The organism is Nocardioides sp. Kera G14, assembly GCF_020715565.1.
GTDB lineage: Bacteria > Actinomycetota > Actinomycetes > Propionibacteriales > Nocardioidaceae > Nocardioides.
This window is the reverse complement of record NZ_CP085839.1, coordinates 2,423,116-2,440,251: the sequence shown is the minus strand read 5'-3', so window position 1 is coordinate 2,440,251 and position 17,136 is coordinate 2,423,116. Positions and strand designations below refer to the sequence as shown.

18 protein-coding genes are annotated in these 17,136 nt (G+C 69.3%); 9 read left to right on the top strand and 9 right to left on the bottom strand.

Going from position 1 to position 17,136, the window contains the following annotated elements:
- Positions 1–14: 14 nt before the first annotated feature.
- The 4 genes from LH076_RS11935 to LH076_RS11920 are packed head-to-tail and all read right to left on the bottom strand — an operon-like array spanning position 15 to position 4,276.
- Positions 15–1,658 (bottom strand): DUF885 domain-containing protein, encoded by a 1,644-nt coding sequence (locus LH076_RS11935; RefSeq protein WP_227780939.1) that lies wholly within the window; start codon positions 1,656–1,658, stop codon positions 15–17.
- A 37-nt stretch (positions 1,659–1,695) separates the two neighbouring features.
- Positions 1,696–2,433 carry an MOSC domain-containing protein gene (locus tag LH076_RS11930; protein WP_227780937.1) on the bottom strand — a complete coding sequence of 246 codons (738 nt, stop codon included), beginning with the start codon at positions 2,431–2,433 and terminating at the stop codon, positions 1,696–1,698.
- Positions 2,406–2,636 carry an acyl-CoA carboxylase subunit epsilon gene (locus LH076_RS11925; protein ID WP_227780936.1) on the bottom strand — a complete coding sequence of 77 codons (231 nt, stop codon included), beginning with the start codon at positions 2,634–2,636 and terminating at the stop codon, positions 2,406–2,408. The genes LH076_RS11930 and LH076_RS11925 overlap by 28 nt, the downstream gene beginning before the upstream one ends.
- A gap of 26 nt (positions 2,637–2,662) precedes the next feature.
- Positions 2,663–4,276 (bottom strand): acyl-CoA carboxylase subunit beta, encoded by a 1,614-nt coding sequence (locus LH076_RS11920; protein WP_321573700.1) that lies wholly within the window; start codon positions 4,274–4,276, stop codon positions 2,663–2,665.
- Between the two features lie 47 nt (positions 4,277–4,323).
- Between LH076_RS11920 and LH076_RS11915 the strand changes: the two genes are divergently transcribed.
- The 5 genes from LH076_RS11915 (at position 4,324) to purE (ending at position 8,202) form a co-directional block, all read left to right on the top strand.
- Entirely contained in the window at positions 4,324–5,100 is a 777-nt protein-coding gene (locus tag LH076_RS11915) for a biotin--[acetyl-CoA-carboxylase] ligase (protein WP_227780935.1), read from the top strand.
- A 13-nt stretch (positions 5,101–5,113) separates the two neighbouring features.
- Positions 5,114–6,040: an adenylate/guanylate cyclase domain-containing protein gene (locus LH076_RS11910; protein WP_415753128.1), complete on the top strand. Its 927-nt coding sequence runs from the start codon at positions 5,114–5,116 to the stop codon at positions 6,038–6,040.
- Positions 6,041–6,165: 125 nt separating this feature from the next.
- Positions 6,166–6,483, top strand: a complete 318-nt coding sequence (locus tag LH076_RS11905) for a winged helix-turn-helix domain-containing protein (protein ID WP_227780933.1) — start codon at positions 6,166–6,168, stop codon at positions 6,481–6,483.
- 40 nt (positions 6,484–6,523) lie between these two features.
- Complete coding sequence (locus LH076_RS11900) at positions 6,524–7,687, top strand: 5-(carboxyamino)imidazole ribonucleotide synthase (RefSeq protein WP_227780932.1); 1,164 nt, start codon at positions 6,524–6,526, stop codon at positions 7,685–7,687.
- On the top strand, positions 7,684–8,202 hold the full coding sequence (gene purE, locus LH076_RS11895; protein ID WP_227780931.1) for a 5-(carboxyamino)imidazole ribonucleotide mutase: 519 nt from the start codon (positions 7,684–7,686) through the stop codon (positions 8,200–8,202). The genes LH076_RS11900 and purE overlap by 4 nt, the downstream gene beginning before the upstream one ends.
- On the opposite strand, the gene LH076_RS11890 is transcribed toward purE, so the two are convergent.
- Both LH076_RS11890 and LH076_RS11885 read right to left on the bottom strand, forming a co-directional pair.
- Positions 8,193–8,645: a CoA-binding protein gene (locus tag LH076_RS11890; RefSeq protein WP_227780929.1), complete on the bottom strand. Its 453-nt coding sequence runs from the start codon at positions 8,643–8,645 to the stop codon at positions 8,193–8,195. The genes purE and LH076_RS11890 overlap by 10 nt on opposite strands.
- Positions 8,646–8,676: 31 nt before the next feature.
- On the bottom strand, positions 8,677–9,501 hold the full coding sequence (locus LH076_RS11885; protein ID WP_227780928.1) for an aldo/keto reductase: 825 nt from the start codon (positions 9,499–9,501) through the stop codon (positions 8,677–8,679).
- A gap of 28 nt (positions 9,502–9,529) precedes the next feature.
- Here LH076_RS11885 and LH076_RS11880 point away from each other — a divergent pair, with 28 nt between their 5' ends.
- Positions 9,530–10,279 (top strand): dienelactone hydrolase family protein, encoded by a 750-nt coding sequence (locus LH076_RS11880; RefSeq protein WP_227780926.1) that lies wholly within the window; start codon positions 9,530–9,532, stop codon positions 10,277–10,279.
- Positions 10,280–10,283: 4 nt separating this feature from the next.
- On the opposite strand, the gene LH076_RS11875 is transcribed toward LH076_RS11880, so the two are convergent.
- Together LH076_RS11875 and LH076_RS11870 are read right to left on the bottom strand one after the other, a co-directional pair.
- Positions 10,284–11,153, bottom strand: coding sequence for a crotonase/enoyl-CoA hydratase family protein (locus tag LH076_RS11875; protein ID WP_227780925.1), 870 nt, complete (start codon positions 11,151–11,153; stop codon positions 10,284–10,286).
- 29 nt (positions 11,154–11,182) lie between these two features.
- Entirely contained in the window at positions 11,183–12,412 is a 1,230-nt protein-coding gene (locus LH076_RS11870; RefSeq protein WP_227780924.1) for an LCP family protein, read from the bottom strand.
- Between the two features lie 98 nt (positions 12,413–12,510).
- Between LH076_RS11870 and LH076_RS11865 the strand changes: the two genes are divergently transcribed.
- From LH076_RS11865 to LH076_RS11855, 3 genes are all read left to right on the top strand, one after another.
- Entirely contained in the window at positions 12,511–13,971 is a 1,461-nt protein-coding gene (locus LH076_RS11865) for an LCP family protein (protein WP_227780923.1), read from the top strand.
- 252 nt (positions 13,972–14,223) lie between these two features.
- The gene (locus LH076_RS11860) at positions 14,224–15,159 is read left to right on the top strand and encodes a glycosyltransferase (protein ID WP_227780922.1); all 936 of its coding nucleotides are present in this window, start codon (positions 14,224–14,226) and stop codon (positions 15,157–15,159) included.
- Positions 15,156–16,061 (top strand): glycosyltransferase family 2 protein, encoded by a 906-nt coding sequence (locus tag LH076_RS11855; protein ID WP_227780921.1) that lies wholly within the window; start codon positions 15,156–15,158, stop codon positions 16,059–16,061. Before LH076_RS11860 ends, LH076_RS11855 begins: the two co-directional genes overlap by 4 nt.
- Here the strand turns inward: LH076_RS11855 and LH076_RS11850 are convergent.
- A complete protein-coding gene (locus tag LH076_RS11850; RefSeq protein WP_227780920.1) occupies positions 15,997–17,079 on the bottom strand; it encodes a phosphatase PAP2 family protein in 1,083 nt (360 codons plus the stop codon). The two genes, LH076_RS11855 and LH076_RS11850, sit on opposite strands and share 65 nt — an antisense overlap.
- Positions 17,080–17,136 lie beyond the last annotated feature (57 nt).

The window sequence follows — 17,136 nt, the reverse complement described above, 5'->3', positions numbered from 1 at the left end:
TCGGAAGCCTAACCTCACAAAGTCGAGCGGAACAGTAGATCGAGCGGTACGGCGCCGTGGTTGAGCGCCTCGGTGTGGAAGGCCTTGAGGTCGAAGGCGCCACCCTCGCGGGCACGTGCGGCATCGCGTGCCTCGAGCCAGATCCGCTCTCCGACCTTGTACGACGGCGCCTGTCCGGGCCACCCGAGGTAGCGGTTGACCTCGTGCCGGACCTGGCCCTCCTCGGAGCGGGAGTGCAGCAGCATGAACTCGAGCACCCGGTCGGCGTCCCAGGTCTCGCCGACGCGCCAGTTCCACGGGTTGGGCGGGATCGTCAGCCCCAGGTGGACACCGATGTCGACGATCACCCTCGCGGCGCGGAAGCCCTGCATGTCGAGGAAGCCGAGTCGGTCACCGGCATCGGCGAAGAAGCCGAGGTCGTCCATCAGCCGCTCCGCGTACAGCGCCCAACCCTCGCCGTGACCGCTGACCCAGCACATCAGCCGCTGCCAGCGGTTGAGCAGTTCGGCCTGGTGGACGGCCTGGCCGCACTGGAGATGGTGGCCGGGCACGCCCTCGTGGAAGACGGTCGTCGTCTCCCGCCAGGTGGAGAAGGTGGTCTGGTCGTCGGTGAAGGAGAACCACATCGTCCCCGGACGGCTGAAGTCCTCGCTCGGTGGCGTGTACCAGGCGCCGCCGTCGTTGATCGGCGCGACGGTGCAGGCCAGGGTGCGGATGGGCTCCGGGATGTCGAAGTGGACGCCGTCGAACTCGCGCACGATGCGGTCCGAAAGGGTCTGCATCCACTCCTGGAAGGCCTCCCGGCTCGTGAGGTTGCGGTGCGGGTCGGCATCGAGGAGCTTCACCGCGTCGTCGAGCGTGCCGCCCGGGACGATCCGCTGGGCGGTGACTGCGCCGTCGTCCTCGATCCGCGCGAGCTCCTCCCAGCCCCACGCATAGGTCTGCTCGAGGTCGACGGCGGTGCCGAGGAAGTAGCGCGACGCCAGCGCGTAGTGCTCGCGCCCGACGCCGTCCCGCTCGCGACCCAACGGTGTGAGCTCCGCGTCGATCCAGTCACCGAGGTCGGCGTACGCGGCCGAGGCGGTGGCGGCGGCCTGCTCGGCGCGCGTCTTCACCTCGGCCGGCGCCTCGGCGACGAGGTTGGTGAAGTAGGAGCCGGCCCAGTCACGAAGCTGGTGGGCGTGCTCGACGTACTGCCGGCGCGCCACGACGCGCCCGGCTGCGGCCTCCTCGGCCAGGGTTGTGCGGTACTGGTCGAGCGCCCGTGGCGTGGCGGTCATGCGCGCGGTGAGGTTCTCCCAGTCCTCCGACGTGGCGGTCGGCATGAGGTCGAACGCCCCTCGGATCCAGTGCGCCGCGCCGTCGATGACCGACAGCTCACAGCGCTCGAGACCGGCGTCGATGCTCTCCACCAGCACGCCGAGCCGCTCGGTGAAGGCCGCCTGAGCCAGGGCCTCCCGCTCGTCGACCGGCTTGAGCGCGTGTACGTCGGCCAGCGCCCGTCTCGCCACCTCCTCGCGTGCCGCGAAGCCGTCGGGAGAGAGGTCCGGCAACTCGTGGTCGTGCCCGGGGATCCCGAGCTCCGTCGCCGTCAGGGGATCGAGCGCGACCACCTCGCCGACGTAGGCCTCGCTGCGGGAATCGATCTCGCGAACCATGCCCGCGACTCTAGGCGAACCGCCCTGACGCCCCCCTTCAGACCCGGCCGGCCCGCTCGACCGTGGCGTAGGCACCGAAGACCGGCTTCGGGCCGGGGAGCTGCGCGAGAAGCCTGGCGTCGCGGACGCCGGTCTCGGGATGGTGGTCGATCACCGCGCAGCGGGGGACCGGGTCGCCCACCCGTAGCAGCGCGGAGCCCACGGTGAGCTCACGGCCCTGCCAGTGGAGCTCCTCGTCGGGCGTGGTGGTGTGGAGCAGCAGGGTGGGGCGGAAGCGGGTCCACTCCTGGGCGAGGTCGGCCAGACCGCTCCGGCTGGCAAGCGCCTCCAAGGACGCGGTCGTCACCAGGGTGATCGGTGCTCCGTAGACCACGGCGCCGGGCGCTGCCGCGGCGAGGCGGACCGGACGGCCCAGGTGGCGACTCAGCCACGCCGAGTGCGGTCCGGAGCAGAGTCGGAGCTCGGTCGCGCGGCCCCAGTAGTCGCACGTCAGAGTCTCGTCGGACGCCGGCGCGGCTGCACTGAGGGGCGGCTGCCCGTCGGTGCTGAGACTGAGGAGCCCGTCCTCGAGCCGCGCGACCACCCGGAGCAGTTCGGGGTTCTGGACCGTACGCAGGACGACGCGCCGTTCCACGTCCACGACGCACCAACGACGGTCGACCGTGGGCCCGTCGGCACGCAGGTCGAGATGCGAGACCTCCAGGTGCCGGGTCCCCTTGACCGGACTGACCCCGCGGGCGGCCAGCCTCAGCGGGGCAGGCTGCTCGCTCGCCACGAGGAGGGAAGGCTCGTGCGCATCTGACGGGCCGGGTTCGCCCATTCCGAGCGCTTCGGCTTCTCCGCCGGAGCGGTGCCGCCGCCGAGCGCGGAGAAGACCGCCACAATGGCGGCGACCTCCTCCGGCGTCGCGTCGGAGTTGATCACCTTGAGCAGCGGCTTGGCCGGCTCGGCCTCCGGCTGTGCAGTCTCGTCAACCATCTCTGAGCCTGATCGTTCGCTGCCGCTCACAGTGGGATGTTCCCGTGCTTCTTGGGCGGCAGGCTGTCGCGCTTCGTCGTGAGCAGTCGGAGTGCCTTGATGACCTCGGCGCGGGTCTTGTGCGGCTTGATCACGGCGTCGACGTACCCACGCTCGGCGGCGATGTACGGGTTGGCCAGCGTGGTCTCGTACTCGTCGATCAGCTCGGCCCGACGGGCCTCGACGTCGCCACCCTGCTCTGCGACGGTCGCCAGCTCACGGCGGTGGATGATGTTGGCGGCGCCCTGCGAGCCCATCACGGCGATCTGCGACGTCGGCCAGGCCAGGTTGATGTCGGCACCGAGGTGCTTGGAGCCCATGACGTCGTACGCGCCACCGAAGGCCTTGCGGGTGATGACGGTGACGAGGGGGACGGTGGCCTCGGCGTAGGCGTAGATCAGCTTCGCGCCGCGGCGGATGATGCCGGTGTGCTCCTGGTCCGACCCGGGCAGGAAGCCCGGGGTGTCGACGAAGGTGACGACCGGGACGTTGAAGGCGTCGCAGGTACGCACGAAGCGCGCGGCCTTCTCGGAGGCGTCGATGTCGAGACAACCGGCGAACTGCATCGGCTGGTTCGCGACGACACCGACCGGCTTGCCCTCGATCCGACCGAAGCCGACCACGATGTTCGGCGCGAAGAGCGGGTGCACCTCGGTGAACTCGCCGTCGTCGAGCACCTTCGTGATGACATCGTGCATGTCGTAGGGCATGTTGGGGCTGTCGGGGATGAAGGTGTCGAGCGCGAGGTCCTCGTCGGTCGGCTCGAGGTCAGCCACCTCGTCGTACGCCGGCGGCTCCTCCAGGTTGTTGCTCGGGAGGTAGGAGAGCAGCGCCTTCACGTACTCGATGGCGTCCTCCTCGTCGTGCGCCATGTAGTGCGAGGCCCCCGACTTGGTGTTGTGGGCCCGGGCACCGCCCAGGTCCTCCATCGAGATCTCCTCACCGGTGACGGTCTTGATCACGTCGGGACCGGTGATGAACATCGCCGAGGTCTGGTCGACCATGACGGTGAAGTCGGTGACGGCGGGGGAGTAGACGTGGCCGCCCGCGCAGTTGCCCATGATCAGCGAGATCTGCGGGATCACGCCCGAGGCCCGGACGTTGCGGCGGAAGATCTCGCCGTAGAGGCCGAGGGAGACGACGCCCTCCTGGATGCGGGCGCCCGCACCCTCGTTGATGCCGACGATGGGTGAACCGGTCTTCATGGCGAGGTCCATGATCTTGACGATCTTCTCGCCGTAGACCTCACCGAGCGAGCCGCCGAAGACGGTGAAGTCCTGCGAGAAGACGCAGACCTGGCGGCCGTCGACGGTGCCGTAGCCGGTGATGACGCCGTCGCCGTACGGCCGGGTCCTCTCCAGGCCGAACGCCACGGAGCGGTGACGGGCGAACTCGTCGACCTCGACGAAGGAACCCTCGTCGAAGAGCATCTCGATCCGCTCGCGGGCCGTCTTGCGGCCCTTGGCGTGCTGCTTCTCCTGCGCCTTGGCGGCGGGCTGGTGGACCGCCTCGTCGATGCGACGGTCGAAGTCGGCCAGCTTGCCAGCGGTGGTGTGGAGATCGATCGTCTCCTCGGGCGCAGTCACGTTCTCGGCACTCACAAGGTGGCACCCTACTGTCTGTGCCTGCACCTGAGCCCTTGGACCTTGTGACGCTCGCCACAGGAGAGGACGACTGGGTCGTCGAGATCCTGTCCGAGACGCCCTCCACGAACGCCGTCCTGGCCGAACGCGCGCGGCAGGGCGCGGCCCATGGCCTCGTGATCGCGACCGAGCACCAGACCGCTGGGCGTGGCCGCCTCGATCGGACCTGGACGACGCCGCGCTCGACTGCCCTGACCTTCTCCGTGCTGCTGCGTCCGGACGGCCTCGCGCCGACGCGGTGGACGTGGCTGCCGCTGCTCACCGGGCTCGCCGTGACGTCCGCGCTGCGCTCGCTGGGGTACGACGCCCTGGTGAAGTGGCCCAACGACGTGCTGCTGCGGACGAGCGAGGGAGAGCGGAAGGTGTGCGGCATCCTGGTCGAGCGGGTGGACACCCCGGCCTTCGGCGCAGGTACGGCGGCAGCAGTGATCGGCATCGGGCTCAACACGTCGATGGGTGCGGACGACCTCCCCGTCGAGACCGCGACGTCACTCGCCCTGGCCTCGGGTGGGCCCGTGGACCGGACCGCCGTGCTCCGCGAGCTTCTGCGATCGCTCTTCGCCCACTATGCGGACTGGCTGGCCGATCCGGAGGAGGCGGCGTCGGCGTACAGGGAGATGAGCGGAACGCTGGGACGGCAGGTCCGTGCCGAGCTGCCGGGTGGGGACGTCCTCACGGGGGTCGCACAGGCGGTGGACGAGACGGGGTGCCTGATCATCTCGACCGAGGCCGGCCCGGTGACGGTCGCGGCAGGTGACGTCGTCCATCTGCGTGCCACCTGAGAGGATGACGGACGTGCCAGAGCAGGGATCGCCGCGCTACACGTCGGCCGAGGTCGCTGAGCTGACGGGCGTCCCGCAGGAGCAGGGCAAGCGGCTGTGGCGGGCCCTCGGCTTCGCCGACGGCGGCGACGAGGCTGTCTACTCCGACGCCGACGTGCAGGCGCTGCGGACCCTGTCGGGCTTCCTCGAGGCGGGTGTCGTCGACTTCGACATGGCGGTCAACCTCACCCGCGGCCTGGGCCTGTCGATGGCTCGCCTGGCGGAGTGGGAGGTCTCGGCCCTCGTCCACCAGCTCGGGGGGCAGACCGAGGCCGGCATCCCGGCGCCCTACCGCGCCGCGGCCGACCAGTTCGCCGCCACCTTCAACCCCTCCTTCGAGGAGCTGATGCTCTACGCGTGGCGCCGACACATGGCCAACGCGATGGGCCGACTCGACGCGGCGGACGAGGCCAACACGACCCAGGTGACCGTCGGCTTCGCGGACATCGTCTCCTTCACGGCGCTGTCCAACACCCTGTCGGAGGAGAAGATCGGCGACCTGGTCGAGCTCTTCGAGTCGCGGTGCGCCGATGTCGTCGCGCTCCAGAAGGGCCGCGTGATCAAGTCGCTCGGCGACTCGGTGCTCTTCGTGAATGAGGACCCGATCGCGGCGATCGACACCGCCGAGGGGATCATCAACGTGATCGGGCGCGACGCCCGGATGCCCGACGTCCGGTTGGGCCTGGCCACCGGGTCGGTGGTTCTCCGGATGGGCGACGTGTTCGGCCCGCCGGTCAACATGGCGGCCCGCCTCACCGCGGTCGCCCGTAGGAACCGGATCATCATCGATGAGCCCACCGCGGCCCTCCTGCCGTCCGATCAGTTCGAGACCCGCCGCCTCCCTGCGCGCCCGGTCCGCGGATTCGGCGTTCTGGAGCCCGTCGCCGTCCTCCGACACTGACGCTCGGACAGGATCCGGACAAGTCCGGACACGTCCGATCAGGCCACCCGCTGGCAGGAAGATGTCACCGGCACCAGCCTGCAAACGGCCTCCGAGGCCGGTGCACTCCTTTTACGGTTGCCCCTGTGATTGAGGTGCAGGACGTTCGGATCGACCCCGACAGTCGTCGGGCATGGCGCAACGGCCAGGAGGTCACCCTCTCCCGCAAGGAGTTCGACCTCGTCTACAAGCTGATCTCCAATGCGGGCGCGATCGTCAGCCGCCAGGAGCTCATGCGGGACGTGTGGAACACCGAGTTCTTCACGAACTCGAAGACGATCGACGTCCACCTCGGCTGGGTCCGCCGCAAGCTCGGGGACGACACCCGGCGCCCCACGCTCATCTCGACGATCCGCGGGAAGGGCCTGAGGTTCGAGAAGGTCTCGGAGAACGTCGCCGGCTGACGGTTCGGAGCCTCCGCGCAGCCACCGATAGTCTTCCCCCGTGGCTGAGCTCGCACCGACCCTTGCTGTGATCGGCGGCGGGCAGCTCGCCCGCATGATGGCGCAGCCGGCCATCGCACTCGGCCTCCCGTTGCGGTTGCTCGCCGAGGCTGAGGGCGTCTCTGCCGCCCAGGTCATCCCCGACCAGCAGGTCGGCGACTACCGCGACCTTCCGACTCTGCGTGCGGTCACCGAGGGATGCGCGGCGGTCACGTTCGACCACGAGCATGTCCCCATGGAGCACCTGCGGGCGCTCGAGGGAGCTGGCGTCGCCGTACGCCCGGGGCCGGAGGCACTCGTCTTCGCCCAGGACAAGGGACTGATGCGGACCCGCCTCGCGGAGCTCGGCGCCCCCTGCCCCCGCAACGCGATCGTCACCACCGTGGCCGAGGTCCGCGACTTCGGCTTCCCGTGCGTCCTCAAGACCACGCGCGGCGGGTACGACGGCAAGGGAGTGTGGATCGTCCGGTCGGAGGCTGACGCCGCTGAGCCGTTCGAGGTCGCAGCGGCCGCAGGCGTCCAGGTGCTGGCGGAGGAGCTCGTCGACTTCCGACGTGAGCTCTCGGCGATCGTCGCCCGCTCGCCGTCCGGTCAGGCGGCGGCCTATCCGATCGTGCAGACCACGCAGCGCGACGGGATCTGCCACGAGGTGATCGCCCCGGCACCCGACCTCGCACCCGACCTGGGTGCCGAGGCGCAGAGCCTGGCGCTCAGGATCGCCGGAGAGCTCGGTGTCACGGGCATCCTGGCCGTCGAGCTCTTCGAGACCACCGATGGCCGACTGCTCGTGAACGAGCTGGCGATGCGGCCGCACAACACCGGCCACTGGACCCAGGACGGTGCCGAGACCTCCCAGTTCGAGAACCATCTGCGCGCGGTGATGGACCTCCCACTCGGCTCGCCCGCGCCGCGTGCGCCGTGGACGGTGATGGTCAACATCCTGGGCTCGGCCGCGTCGTCCGGCGCGGGTCGTCTCTACGACGGCTTCCCGCACGCCCTGGCCCGGGATCCGCACCTGCGGGTGCACCTCTACGGCAAGGAGCTGCGCCCGGGCCGCAAGGTCGGGCACGTGAACGCCTACGGCTCCGACCTCGACGAGGTGCTGGAGAGGGCTCGGCACGCGGCGGCGTGGTTCGCCGGTGACCTCGGCAACGACAGCGAATGAAGGTGAGTGACGTGTCTGACGGAAGCGCCCGCGTGGGGATCGTGATGGGCTCCGACTCCGACTGGCCGGTGATGCAGGCGGCCGCCGCGGCGCTCACCGAGTTCGGCATTCCGTGGGAGGCAGACGTCGTCTCGGCCCATCGGATGCCCGAGGAGATGATCGCGTGGGGGAAGGATGCCCACGGGCGTGGCCTTTCGGTGATCATCGCCGGCGCGGGCGGCGCGGCTCACCTGCCGGGGATGCTGGCCGCCGTCACGCCGCTGCCGGTGATCGGCGTGCCCGTGCCGCTCACGTACCTCGACGGGATGGACTCACTGCTCTCCATCGTGCAGATGCCCGCGGGCGTCCCGGTGGCCACTGTGTCGATCGGCAACGCGCGCAATGCGGGACTGCTCGCCGTACGCATGCTGGCGATCGGGGACTCCGACCTGACGGCGAAGGTACTGGACTTCCAGGCCTCACTGAAGGCGACCGCCCACGCCAAGGGCGAGGTCGTCCGCAACGCTCAGCTCTGAGCTGATCGGGCGCGCCGCCACCAGATCTGGCTGGGGCAGACGTCCATGACCATCGGTACGCCGGCGTCGCTGGTGCGCCGGAAGGCCGCCTCATCCACGACGCCCATCTGGAACCAGACGCCGCCGGCTCCGATGGCGACGGCCTCGTCGGCGAACTGCCCGGCTGCCTCGGAGCGGCGGAAGACGTCGACCACGTCGATCTGCCCGACCTCCGCCGCGGCGGAGGCCAGGGTCGGGTAGACCTTCTCGCCCAGCACCTCGCCGATCTCGTCGGCCTCGGGGTGGATCGGGATGATCCGCTTGCCGTGCTGCTGCAGCTCCTGGGCGATCGAGTACGCGGTCCGGTAGGGATCGCCGCTCAAGCCGACCACGGCCCAGGTGTGACTGTCGTCCAGGAGCCGATCGATGGTGGCCGGGTCGAGCCAGGTCCGTGTCTCACTCACCCCTTCATCGTGCCACGGGGGCGCTGACGGCTCAGTTGTTGAACGCCGCCGGATCGGGGCCGATCTTCGTGTCGGTGTTGAACGCCTCGATCGCCGCCATTTCCTCGTCGGTCAGGGAGAAGTCGAAGACGTCGATGTTCTCCCGGATCCGACTCGGCGTGACCGACTTCGGGATCACGACACGGCCGGACTGCAGGTGCCAGCGGATGATCACCTGGGCGACCGAGCGGCCCTTGGCCTCGGCGAGCTCGACGAGCGTCGGCTCCTCGAGCAGTGTGCCCTGGCCGAGCGGGCTCCAGGCCTCGGTGAGGATCCTGTGCGCCGCATCGGCCTGCTCGGTGGCGAGGTTGCGGAACCCAGGGTGCAGCTCGACCTGGTTGATCACCGGGACCTCGGTGCCCTCCGTGATCAGCCGGTCCAGGTGTTCGGGAAGGAAGTTGGAGACGCCGATCGCACGGACCAACCCGTCGGCGTACAGCTTCTCGAACGCCTTCCAGGTCTCGACATAGAGATCGCGCTCCGGAGTGGGCCAGTGGATCAGGTAGAGGTCGACGACGTCGAGGCCGAGGCGGGCGCGGCTCTCCTCGAAGGCCTTGAGCGCGTTGTCGTAGCCCTGGGCGTTGTTCCAGAGCTTGGTGGTGATGAAGAGCTCGTCGCGGTCGAGGCCGGACGCGGCGATCGCGCGACCGACGCCCTGCTCGTTGCCGTACGCCGCCGCCGTGTCGATGTGGCGGTAACCGGCCTCGAAGGCGGTGCTCACGGCGGATTCTGCCTCGTCGTCGGAGACCTGCCAGACCCCGAAGCCGAGCTGCGGGATGTCGACGCCGTTGTGGAAGGTGAGGGTGGGGACCGTCATCGTTTTACCTTTCGATACCGTGCAGGACATGGCTGAGCTGATCGAGATCCAGACGTCTGACGGTACCGCCGAGGCCTATCTGGCCCGTCCGGAGGAGGGTGTCGAGGTCAAGGGCGGCGTGCTCTTCTTCATGGACGCCATCGGACTTCGCCCGCGAATCGCCGAGATGGTCGACCGGATCGCGTCGTGGGGCTACATCGTCCTCGCACCCAACGTGTTCTACCGCTGGGGGACCGCCGAGGAGCTGGAGCCGAAGGGGAGCCTGATGGACCCCGAGAGCCGCGCCGCCTTCTTCGCGTCCGGCGTGATGGACCGGGTCAACGGGCTCACCTCCGACCTGGCCGCCGTCGACACGGTCGCCTACGTCGCCACCCTCCAGTCGTACGTCGGCCCCGAACTGCCCCTCGCCACGACCGGTTACTGCATGGGAGCCCGCCTCGCGATCCGCGCGGCAGGCCAGTTCCCCGGCGTGGTCGTGGCGGTCGCTGGCTTCCACGGGGGTGGACTCGTCACCGACGCGCCGGACAGCCCTCACACCGTGGTCACCGGCGAGGCGACGTACCTCTTCGGGCATGCGGACAACGACGGCTCGATGACGCCGGAGAACGCAGCCACGCTCGACGCGGCCCTCACGGCGGCGGGTGCGACCTTCACCAGCGCGATCTACCCGGGTTCGCCGCACGGCTATTCGATGACCGACACCTCGAGCTATGACGAGGCCGGCGAGCAGCGGCACTGGGCCGAGCTGGAGCCGTTCCTGGCCGAGACGCTCGGTTGAGCGGTCAGCTCGGATAGATCCGCGGCAGCTCGCTCGGCTTCGTGGTGAAGTGCGGCGCGCGCTTCTCGAGGAACGCCGCGACGCCGTCCTTGCCGTCGCCGACACTCGTGTGCCACATGGCGATCGAGTCGGCGAGGTGGGCCTGCAGCGGTGACTCCGTGTTGCGCCAGAGCATCTGCCGTGCGAGGCCGATGGCCACGGCCGAGCGGCCCACCACGAAGGAGCGGGCGAGCTCGAGTGCCGTCGGGACGAGCTCCTCGGGGTCATGCACCGAGCGGATCAGGCGGCCGGCCAGGGCCTGCTCAGCGGTGAAGATGTCGGCGGAGTAGACCCACTCCAACGCCTGCTGGATGCCGACGATCCGCGGCAGGAAGTACGACGACGTCGCCTCGGGGACGATGCCGAGGCGGCCGAAGACGAAGCCGATCCGGGCGTTCGTCGAGGCGAGGCGGAGGTCCATCGGCAGCGTCATCGTGGCGCCGATGCCCACTGCGGGGCCGTTGATCGCGGCGATCACGGGCTTGGGCAGCGCGTGGACGGCCATGGAGATCTTGCCGCCGACGTCGCGGACCCCGGTGTCGTAGGGCTCCTCGTCGAGATGCGCGGCGAGTGCCTCGGGCGTGACATCGGAGACCGACTCGTCGAGCCCGAAGACGTTGCCCTCCCGGGTCAGGTCCATGCCGGCGCAGAAGCCGCGCCCCGCACCGGTGACGACGACGGCGCGGATGTCGTCCTCGGTTGCACGCTTGGTCCAGAAGTCCAGGAGGTCGAAAGACATCTGGATGTTGAAGGCGTTGAGCGCCTCCGGCCGGTTGAGGGTCAGCAGGGCCACGCCGTCTGCGTCGACGTCGAGGGTCAGGGTCTCCCAGGTCATGTCAGCATCATGCCCGACCCCGGCGTGGGTCAGCCCGTGACCGACTTGGGCAGGCCAGAAGGTGTGCAGAGATTGGCGGGAATCTGGTCAGTCTGGTCGGTCTTGAGGTAGCCCAGCAGCTTGAGCGCCCGGGCCTTGTCCCAGTGGATGTACATGTCGGAAATGGGGATGCCGCACTGCAGCGCCTTGCCCGACGACACCGACTTGAAGGCCCATCCGAACTTGGCGATCTCGAGGTTGCTCATGCCCTTGCCCACCGTGATGCCCCGGATGCCCGGCTTGAGCTTGGCGAGCGCGAACGGGTTGAGCAGGCGGCTGGGGCTGGCCAGCTTGGAGCCGATCTGGCCGATGACCTCCGACTGGGCCTGGCCCCGGCCGAGGTCACCGAGCTTCTGCGCATGGCGCGAGCGGGAGTAGCCGAGGGCCTTGAAACCACCCACGTGCTGGCAGCCCTTCTTGATGTCGAGCCGCGCGAGCGGGTCGTCCATGTCCGTCGTCGGGCAGATGGTGATGCCGCCGACGGAGTTGACGAGGTTGATCAGACCACCCATGCCGATCTCGAAGTAGCCGTCGATCCGCAGGCCCGTGTCGGCCTCGATTGTCTTCACCAGCAGCTTCGGGCCGCCGATCGAGAACGCGGCGTTGATCTTCGCCGAGCCATGGCCGGGGATCGGGACATAGGAGTCTCGCGGGATCGTGAGCATCACGGTCGGCCCGCTGCCGGTGTGGAGCAGCTTGATCGTGTCAGTGCGCTGCCCGATGTCGGGCCCCGCCTTGAGGCGACGCTGCTGGGCCTTCGTGAGTCCGCGACGCGAGTCCGAACCGACCACGAGGTAGGTCTTTCCCGGCTGGTCCGCGGGGCGCGTTCCGGTCGGCTCGTAGGCGACGCGGTGCAGCGCCTTGGCGTCGGCGAGGCCGACCCACACGAGGGAGCCGATCCAGACGACCAGGAGGAGCGCGATGACCCGCCGGACGCTCTTGAAACTGGGCCGGCGGAGGCGCGGGCCACGGGAGCCGCCGTACTCGGTGCCGCGTGACGTCGGCGTACTCGGCGGGGGAGGGGTGGGCGTGCCGCCGCCGGGGGTGGACGCCGCCTGCTTCGGTCGGTACGCCGACCGGACCTCGTCCGACGACGGCTTCGGCCGCGACTGGATCGGCATCGCCCGGGTGGCGTCGGGCGCCGCGCCGGCGGGCGGCTGCTCAGGCTTTCCCTTGGCGCCGTACAGCCAGCCGAACTCCGGATCCTGCTCGTCACTCACGCGCTTGACCGTACCGTGCCACGCCTGAGCCGAGCGGGCGAGACAGAGCCCGGCGTGGCGTCACCGCTGTGACGCCTGTGACTGGTGATACTTCTTCCATGTCTGGGGGTCGAGCCACGGCGGCAGAGCGCGCTGCCCGCGTCCGCTTCCGCCGTGCCGTCGCCCTGCTGGTGATGACACTCGTCGTGCCGGGCTCGGCCCAACTGCTTGCGGGCAACCGCCGTGTCGGTCGGATCGCCCTCCGCGTCTGGATCGGTCTGCTCGCGCTCGTCCTCGGCTCGGTCCTGCTTGCGGCGATCGACCACTCCTACGCCTTCTGGGTGGCCAGCTCGCCCGACGTCCTGGCGATCATGCGCTTCGGGCTGATCGCGCTGGCACTCGCCTGGGCCTGGCTCTTCCTCGACGCCTGGCGGATCGGGCAGCCACGCGCCGAGGGCCTGGCGCTGCTGCTTCCCCATCGACGGATGGTGCTCGGCATCAACGTCGGCCTGGCACTGCTGGTCGCCGTACCCCTGTTCTTCGGCTCACACATGGTGGGCGTCCAGCGCGGCCTGATGGTCTCGATGTTCTCCGGCACCAAGGTGACCGGCGCGCACGACGGGCGCTTCAACATCCTGCTCCTCGGCGGCGACGAGGGTGCCGGCCGCACCGGCCTGCGCCCCGACTCGATGACGATCGCGAGCATCGACGCCGAGACCGGCAAGACCGTGCTCGTCGGCCTGCCGCGCAACATGAGCAACTTCAAGTTCAAGCCGGGCTCGGTCATGGCCGAGCAGTTCCCCGACGGCTGGGGCGGCAACGGCAAGTACCTCAACGGCCTGTCCACCTGGGCGATGGACCACACCGCGCTCTTCAAGGGCTACAAGAAGCCCGGCGTCGAGGCGACCATCGAGGGCGTCGAGGGCATCACCGGCCTGGACATCAACTATTGGGCGATGGTCAACATGCACGGCTTCCACGAGCTCGTCGACGCCGTCGGTGGCGTGACCATCAACGTCCGCCAGGACGTCCCGATCGGCAAGACCGGCGAGATCACCGGCTGGATCAAGGCCGGCACGCGCAAGCTGTCGGGCGAGCAGGTGCTCTGGTACTCGCGCTCACGCGCCACCTCCGACGACTACTCCCGCATGGCCCGGCAGAAGTGCGTGATGGGCGCGATGCTCTCGCAGCTGTCGCCGCAGACGGTGCTGACACACTTCTCCAAGATCGCCGATGCGTCGTCCTCGATGGTGTCGACGTCGATCCCGTCGAGCGAGGTCGGCAACTTCGTGTCGCTCGCCCTCAAGGCCAAGAAGCAGAAGATCGCCACCGTCTCCCTCGTCCCGCCGGCCATCATCACCTCGAAGCCCAACGAGGCGAAGATCCGCCGGATGATCGCCGCCGCGATCGACGGCAAGAAGGCGACGAAGAAGGTCGCCAAGCCCGCCGGCAGTACGTCGACCACCACCGCGACGGACACCGAGAGCTCCTCCGACCCGGTCATCACCGGTGGCTCGATCGGCTCCCTCAAGACCGGCTACGCCGCGAACCAGTCGGACGACCTCGCCGCCTCCTGCTGACCTCCGGCTGGCCTACGTCTTGCGCGTGAAGGCACCTGACCGTTGGGGAGGCGTCGGTAGGTGTAGTTGGGTTCTGACCGCCGGCGCCGCCAGCCGGTGGTCCCTTTGACTGGACCCTTTGGGTGGTCCCTTTGGGTGGTCCCTTTGGCGTAGTCCCCGACAGCTGGCGCAGCGACGTGCGGGACCGAAACCGGCCGTCGTAATCGATGGCAGAAACCCCGGACTCGGCGGGCCCCGGCTAGGGTTGCGGCCGTGACTGAGGGCCGCCGGATCATCGCTGTCGTCGTCACCTACAACCGCCTCGCCCTGGTCCAGCGGCTGGTGGAAGTGCTCGAGCGGACGGCGGAGCTCGACGAGATCCTCGTGGTCGACAACGCGTCGACGGACGGCACGGGGGAGTGGCTCGTGGGCCTCGATGCGGGCGACAGGCTCGTGGGCGAGAAGGCCGAGGTGCTCGGTCGGACGCTGGCCACGAACACGGGCGGGGCCGGTGGCTTCGCCACCGGACTGTCGTGGGCCGTGGAGCGCCGCGCCGACCTGGTGTGGCTGATGGACGATGACGGCGTACCTGCTGACGGATGCCTGGCGACCCTGCTGACGGCGGAGGGCCTCGACTTCTGGGGCCCGATCGTCGTGGACGAGGCCGACCCGGGGCGGCTGGTCTTCCCGATCCGACTGCCGGGTGGCACGAAGGTCGCGCACGACGTGGCGAGCGTCGAGCAGGCCGCGACCGGCGGGATCCTCAAGGACATCGTCATCCCGTTCAACGGCGTGCTCGTCACCCGCGAGCTCGTGGAACGGATCGGCGTGCCGCGCGCGGAGTTCTTCATCTGGGGCGACGACCACGAGTACCGCCTGCGTGCCGAGGCGGCGGGTGCCCGCATCGCGACCGTTACGGGCGCGCGGTTCCTCCACCCGAGCGTCGGTGAGCTGGGCACGCCGATGATGTTCGGCCGCACGACCTACAATCACAGCCCGAGCGACCTCAAGCACTACTGCATGGCGCGCAACAACCTGCTCAACCTGCGTACTTACAAGGGCTGGCCGCACGCGCTCGCCTTCGTCACCAAGACGCTGTGGTTCTACACGTTCACCCGCCGCCAGCCAGCTCGCATCGCACTGAGCATCAAGGGATGGTGGGCGGCTCTGCGCGGCGACTTCACGGGACACGAGAGGTTCCTGCGATGAGCGAGACGGTTGCGATCGTCGTCGTCACGTACAACCGTGCCGACCTGCTCGAGCAGATGCTGCTCGGGCTCGCGCGACTCGAGACACCGGCGGAGGCCGTGATCGTGGTCGACAACGCGAGCAGCGACCGCACCGCGGAGGTGCTCGGCGCGAGCACGCTGGCCGGACTCCAGGTCATCACCAGCCCCGACAACCTCGGGGGCGCAGGCGGCTTCCGCAAGGGCGTCGAGGCCGCCTACCACCAGGGGTTCGACCGGATCTGGCTGATGGACGACGACGTCATCCCCTCGCCCGACTGCCTCACCGTCCTCCTGGCCCACGACGAGGACTGCCTGATGGCCGTGCGCGAGGGCACCAAGGGCGACCTGGCGGAGTACGCCGCCCTGCGGTTCGACCTCACCAACCCGCTGCACATCAAGCCGAAGACGGCGAGTGTCGTGTCGACGTACGGCACCCGCGCTGACATGCCGGAGCGCGTGAAGCTGGAGAACGTCGCCTTCGAGGGCTTCATGATCCGGCGCTCGGTCGTGGAGGAGATCGGCCTCCCGGACGACAGCTTCTTCATCTTCTACGACGACGTCGACTACGCCCTGCGCGCGCGAGCGACCGGTCGGACCATCTGGGGGATCCGCGACGCGCGCCTCATCCGCCAGATCGACTTCAGCCAGCAGCATGACCTCGCCGGCTGGAAGGGCTTCTACATGTACCGCAACCTCTTCGCGGTGCACTTCCGCTATGGCGCCAACGCCGCGGTCCGGCTCAAGCCGTGGTTCATCGCCCTCGCCGTCGCGCTGCTCAGCATCGTGCGCGGACGACGAGGCGAGGCCCGCAACGTCCTCAGGGCCGTGTGGTCAGCGCGCTCGATGCGAGCTCGTCCAGCTCCTGGGCCTCCTGCGGCCTGAGCGCCGGGCGCCAGCCCTCGTGGTTGCCGGTCGCCATGGCCGCGGCCCAGACGGCGAAGGCACCGAGGAGGGCCCCGCCGATGACGTCGGCGCCGAAGTGCCAGCCGAGGTAGACGGTCGCGAGGATCGTCAGGACGAGCATCACGTAGGCCGCGATCCGCACGATCCGGGGCACCCGGATCAGCACGACGGTCAGGGTGATCGTCACCATGATCCCGACGTGGAGCGAGGGGAAGGCCGCGATCGTCTGCAGCCCGTCGTACGTCGTCGGGTCGGCCAAGACCTTGACCCGGTCATCCCACATCGAGCTCGCGAGCTCGGTCACGTAGGTGTGCGGCAGGTGCGCGAAGGTCTTCGGGTCGGAGTAGATCGGGCCGACAGTCGGGATGACGTAGTAGAGGAGCGCACCGAGCAGCCAGTCGACGCTGACGGCGGTGACGAACCAGGCGCCCGCGCTCGTGAACCGCGTCCACACCAGCGCGACCGCGATCGACACCGGCACCATCGCGATCCAGAGGAAGTAGACGTCCGACAGCAGGTGGGCGGCCCAGCCCTGGCCGAGCATCGAGTGCAGCACGTCGGCCGGGTCGTGGCCGCCGAGGAAGAAGCGGTCGAGATGCGCCAGGCGGTCGTCCCACAGCCCGGGGTTGGCGATCGGTGCCATCGACTTCACATTGCGGAAGGCGGCGTAGCAGACGTACCAGGAGACGACACCGTTCGCGGCGAACCACCAGTGCGAGGCGGGCCAGCGGTCGCGCATCACGCCCTTGAAGGAGTCCACCGGACCGACCCGGTCGCGGCTCATCCGCAGGATCCACCGCGGCAGCACGTCGACCGCCAGCACGCCCACGACGATCAGCGGGAAGCGGATGTAACCCGGCAGCACGTTGTCGGGGTCGCGCAGCGGCACGTTCGTGGTGGCCGACATGACGAGCATGACCACGACCAGGATGAGGCTGCACGCCCAGGCCAGCCCCCATTGCCTGGCCGTCTGGGGCAGCACCCGTGTGATGTTCATCCCGGACAGACTAATCGTGCACCGCGCGGCAATGCGGACCCTGGTCCGGCCTTTCGT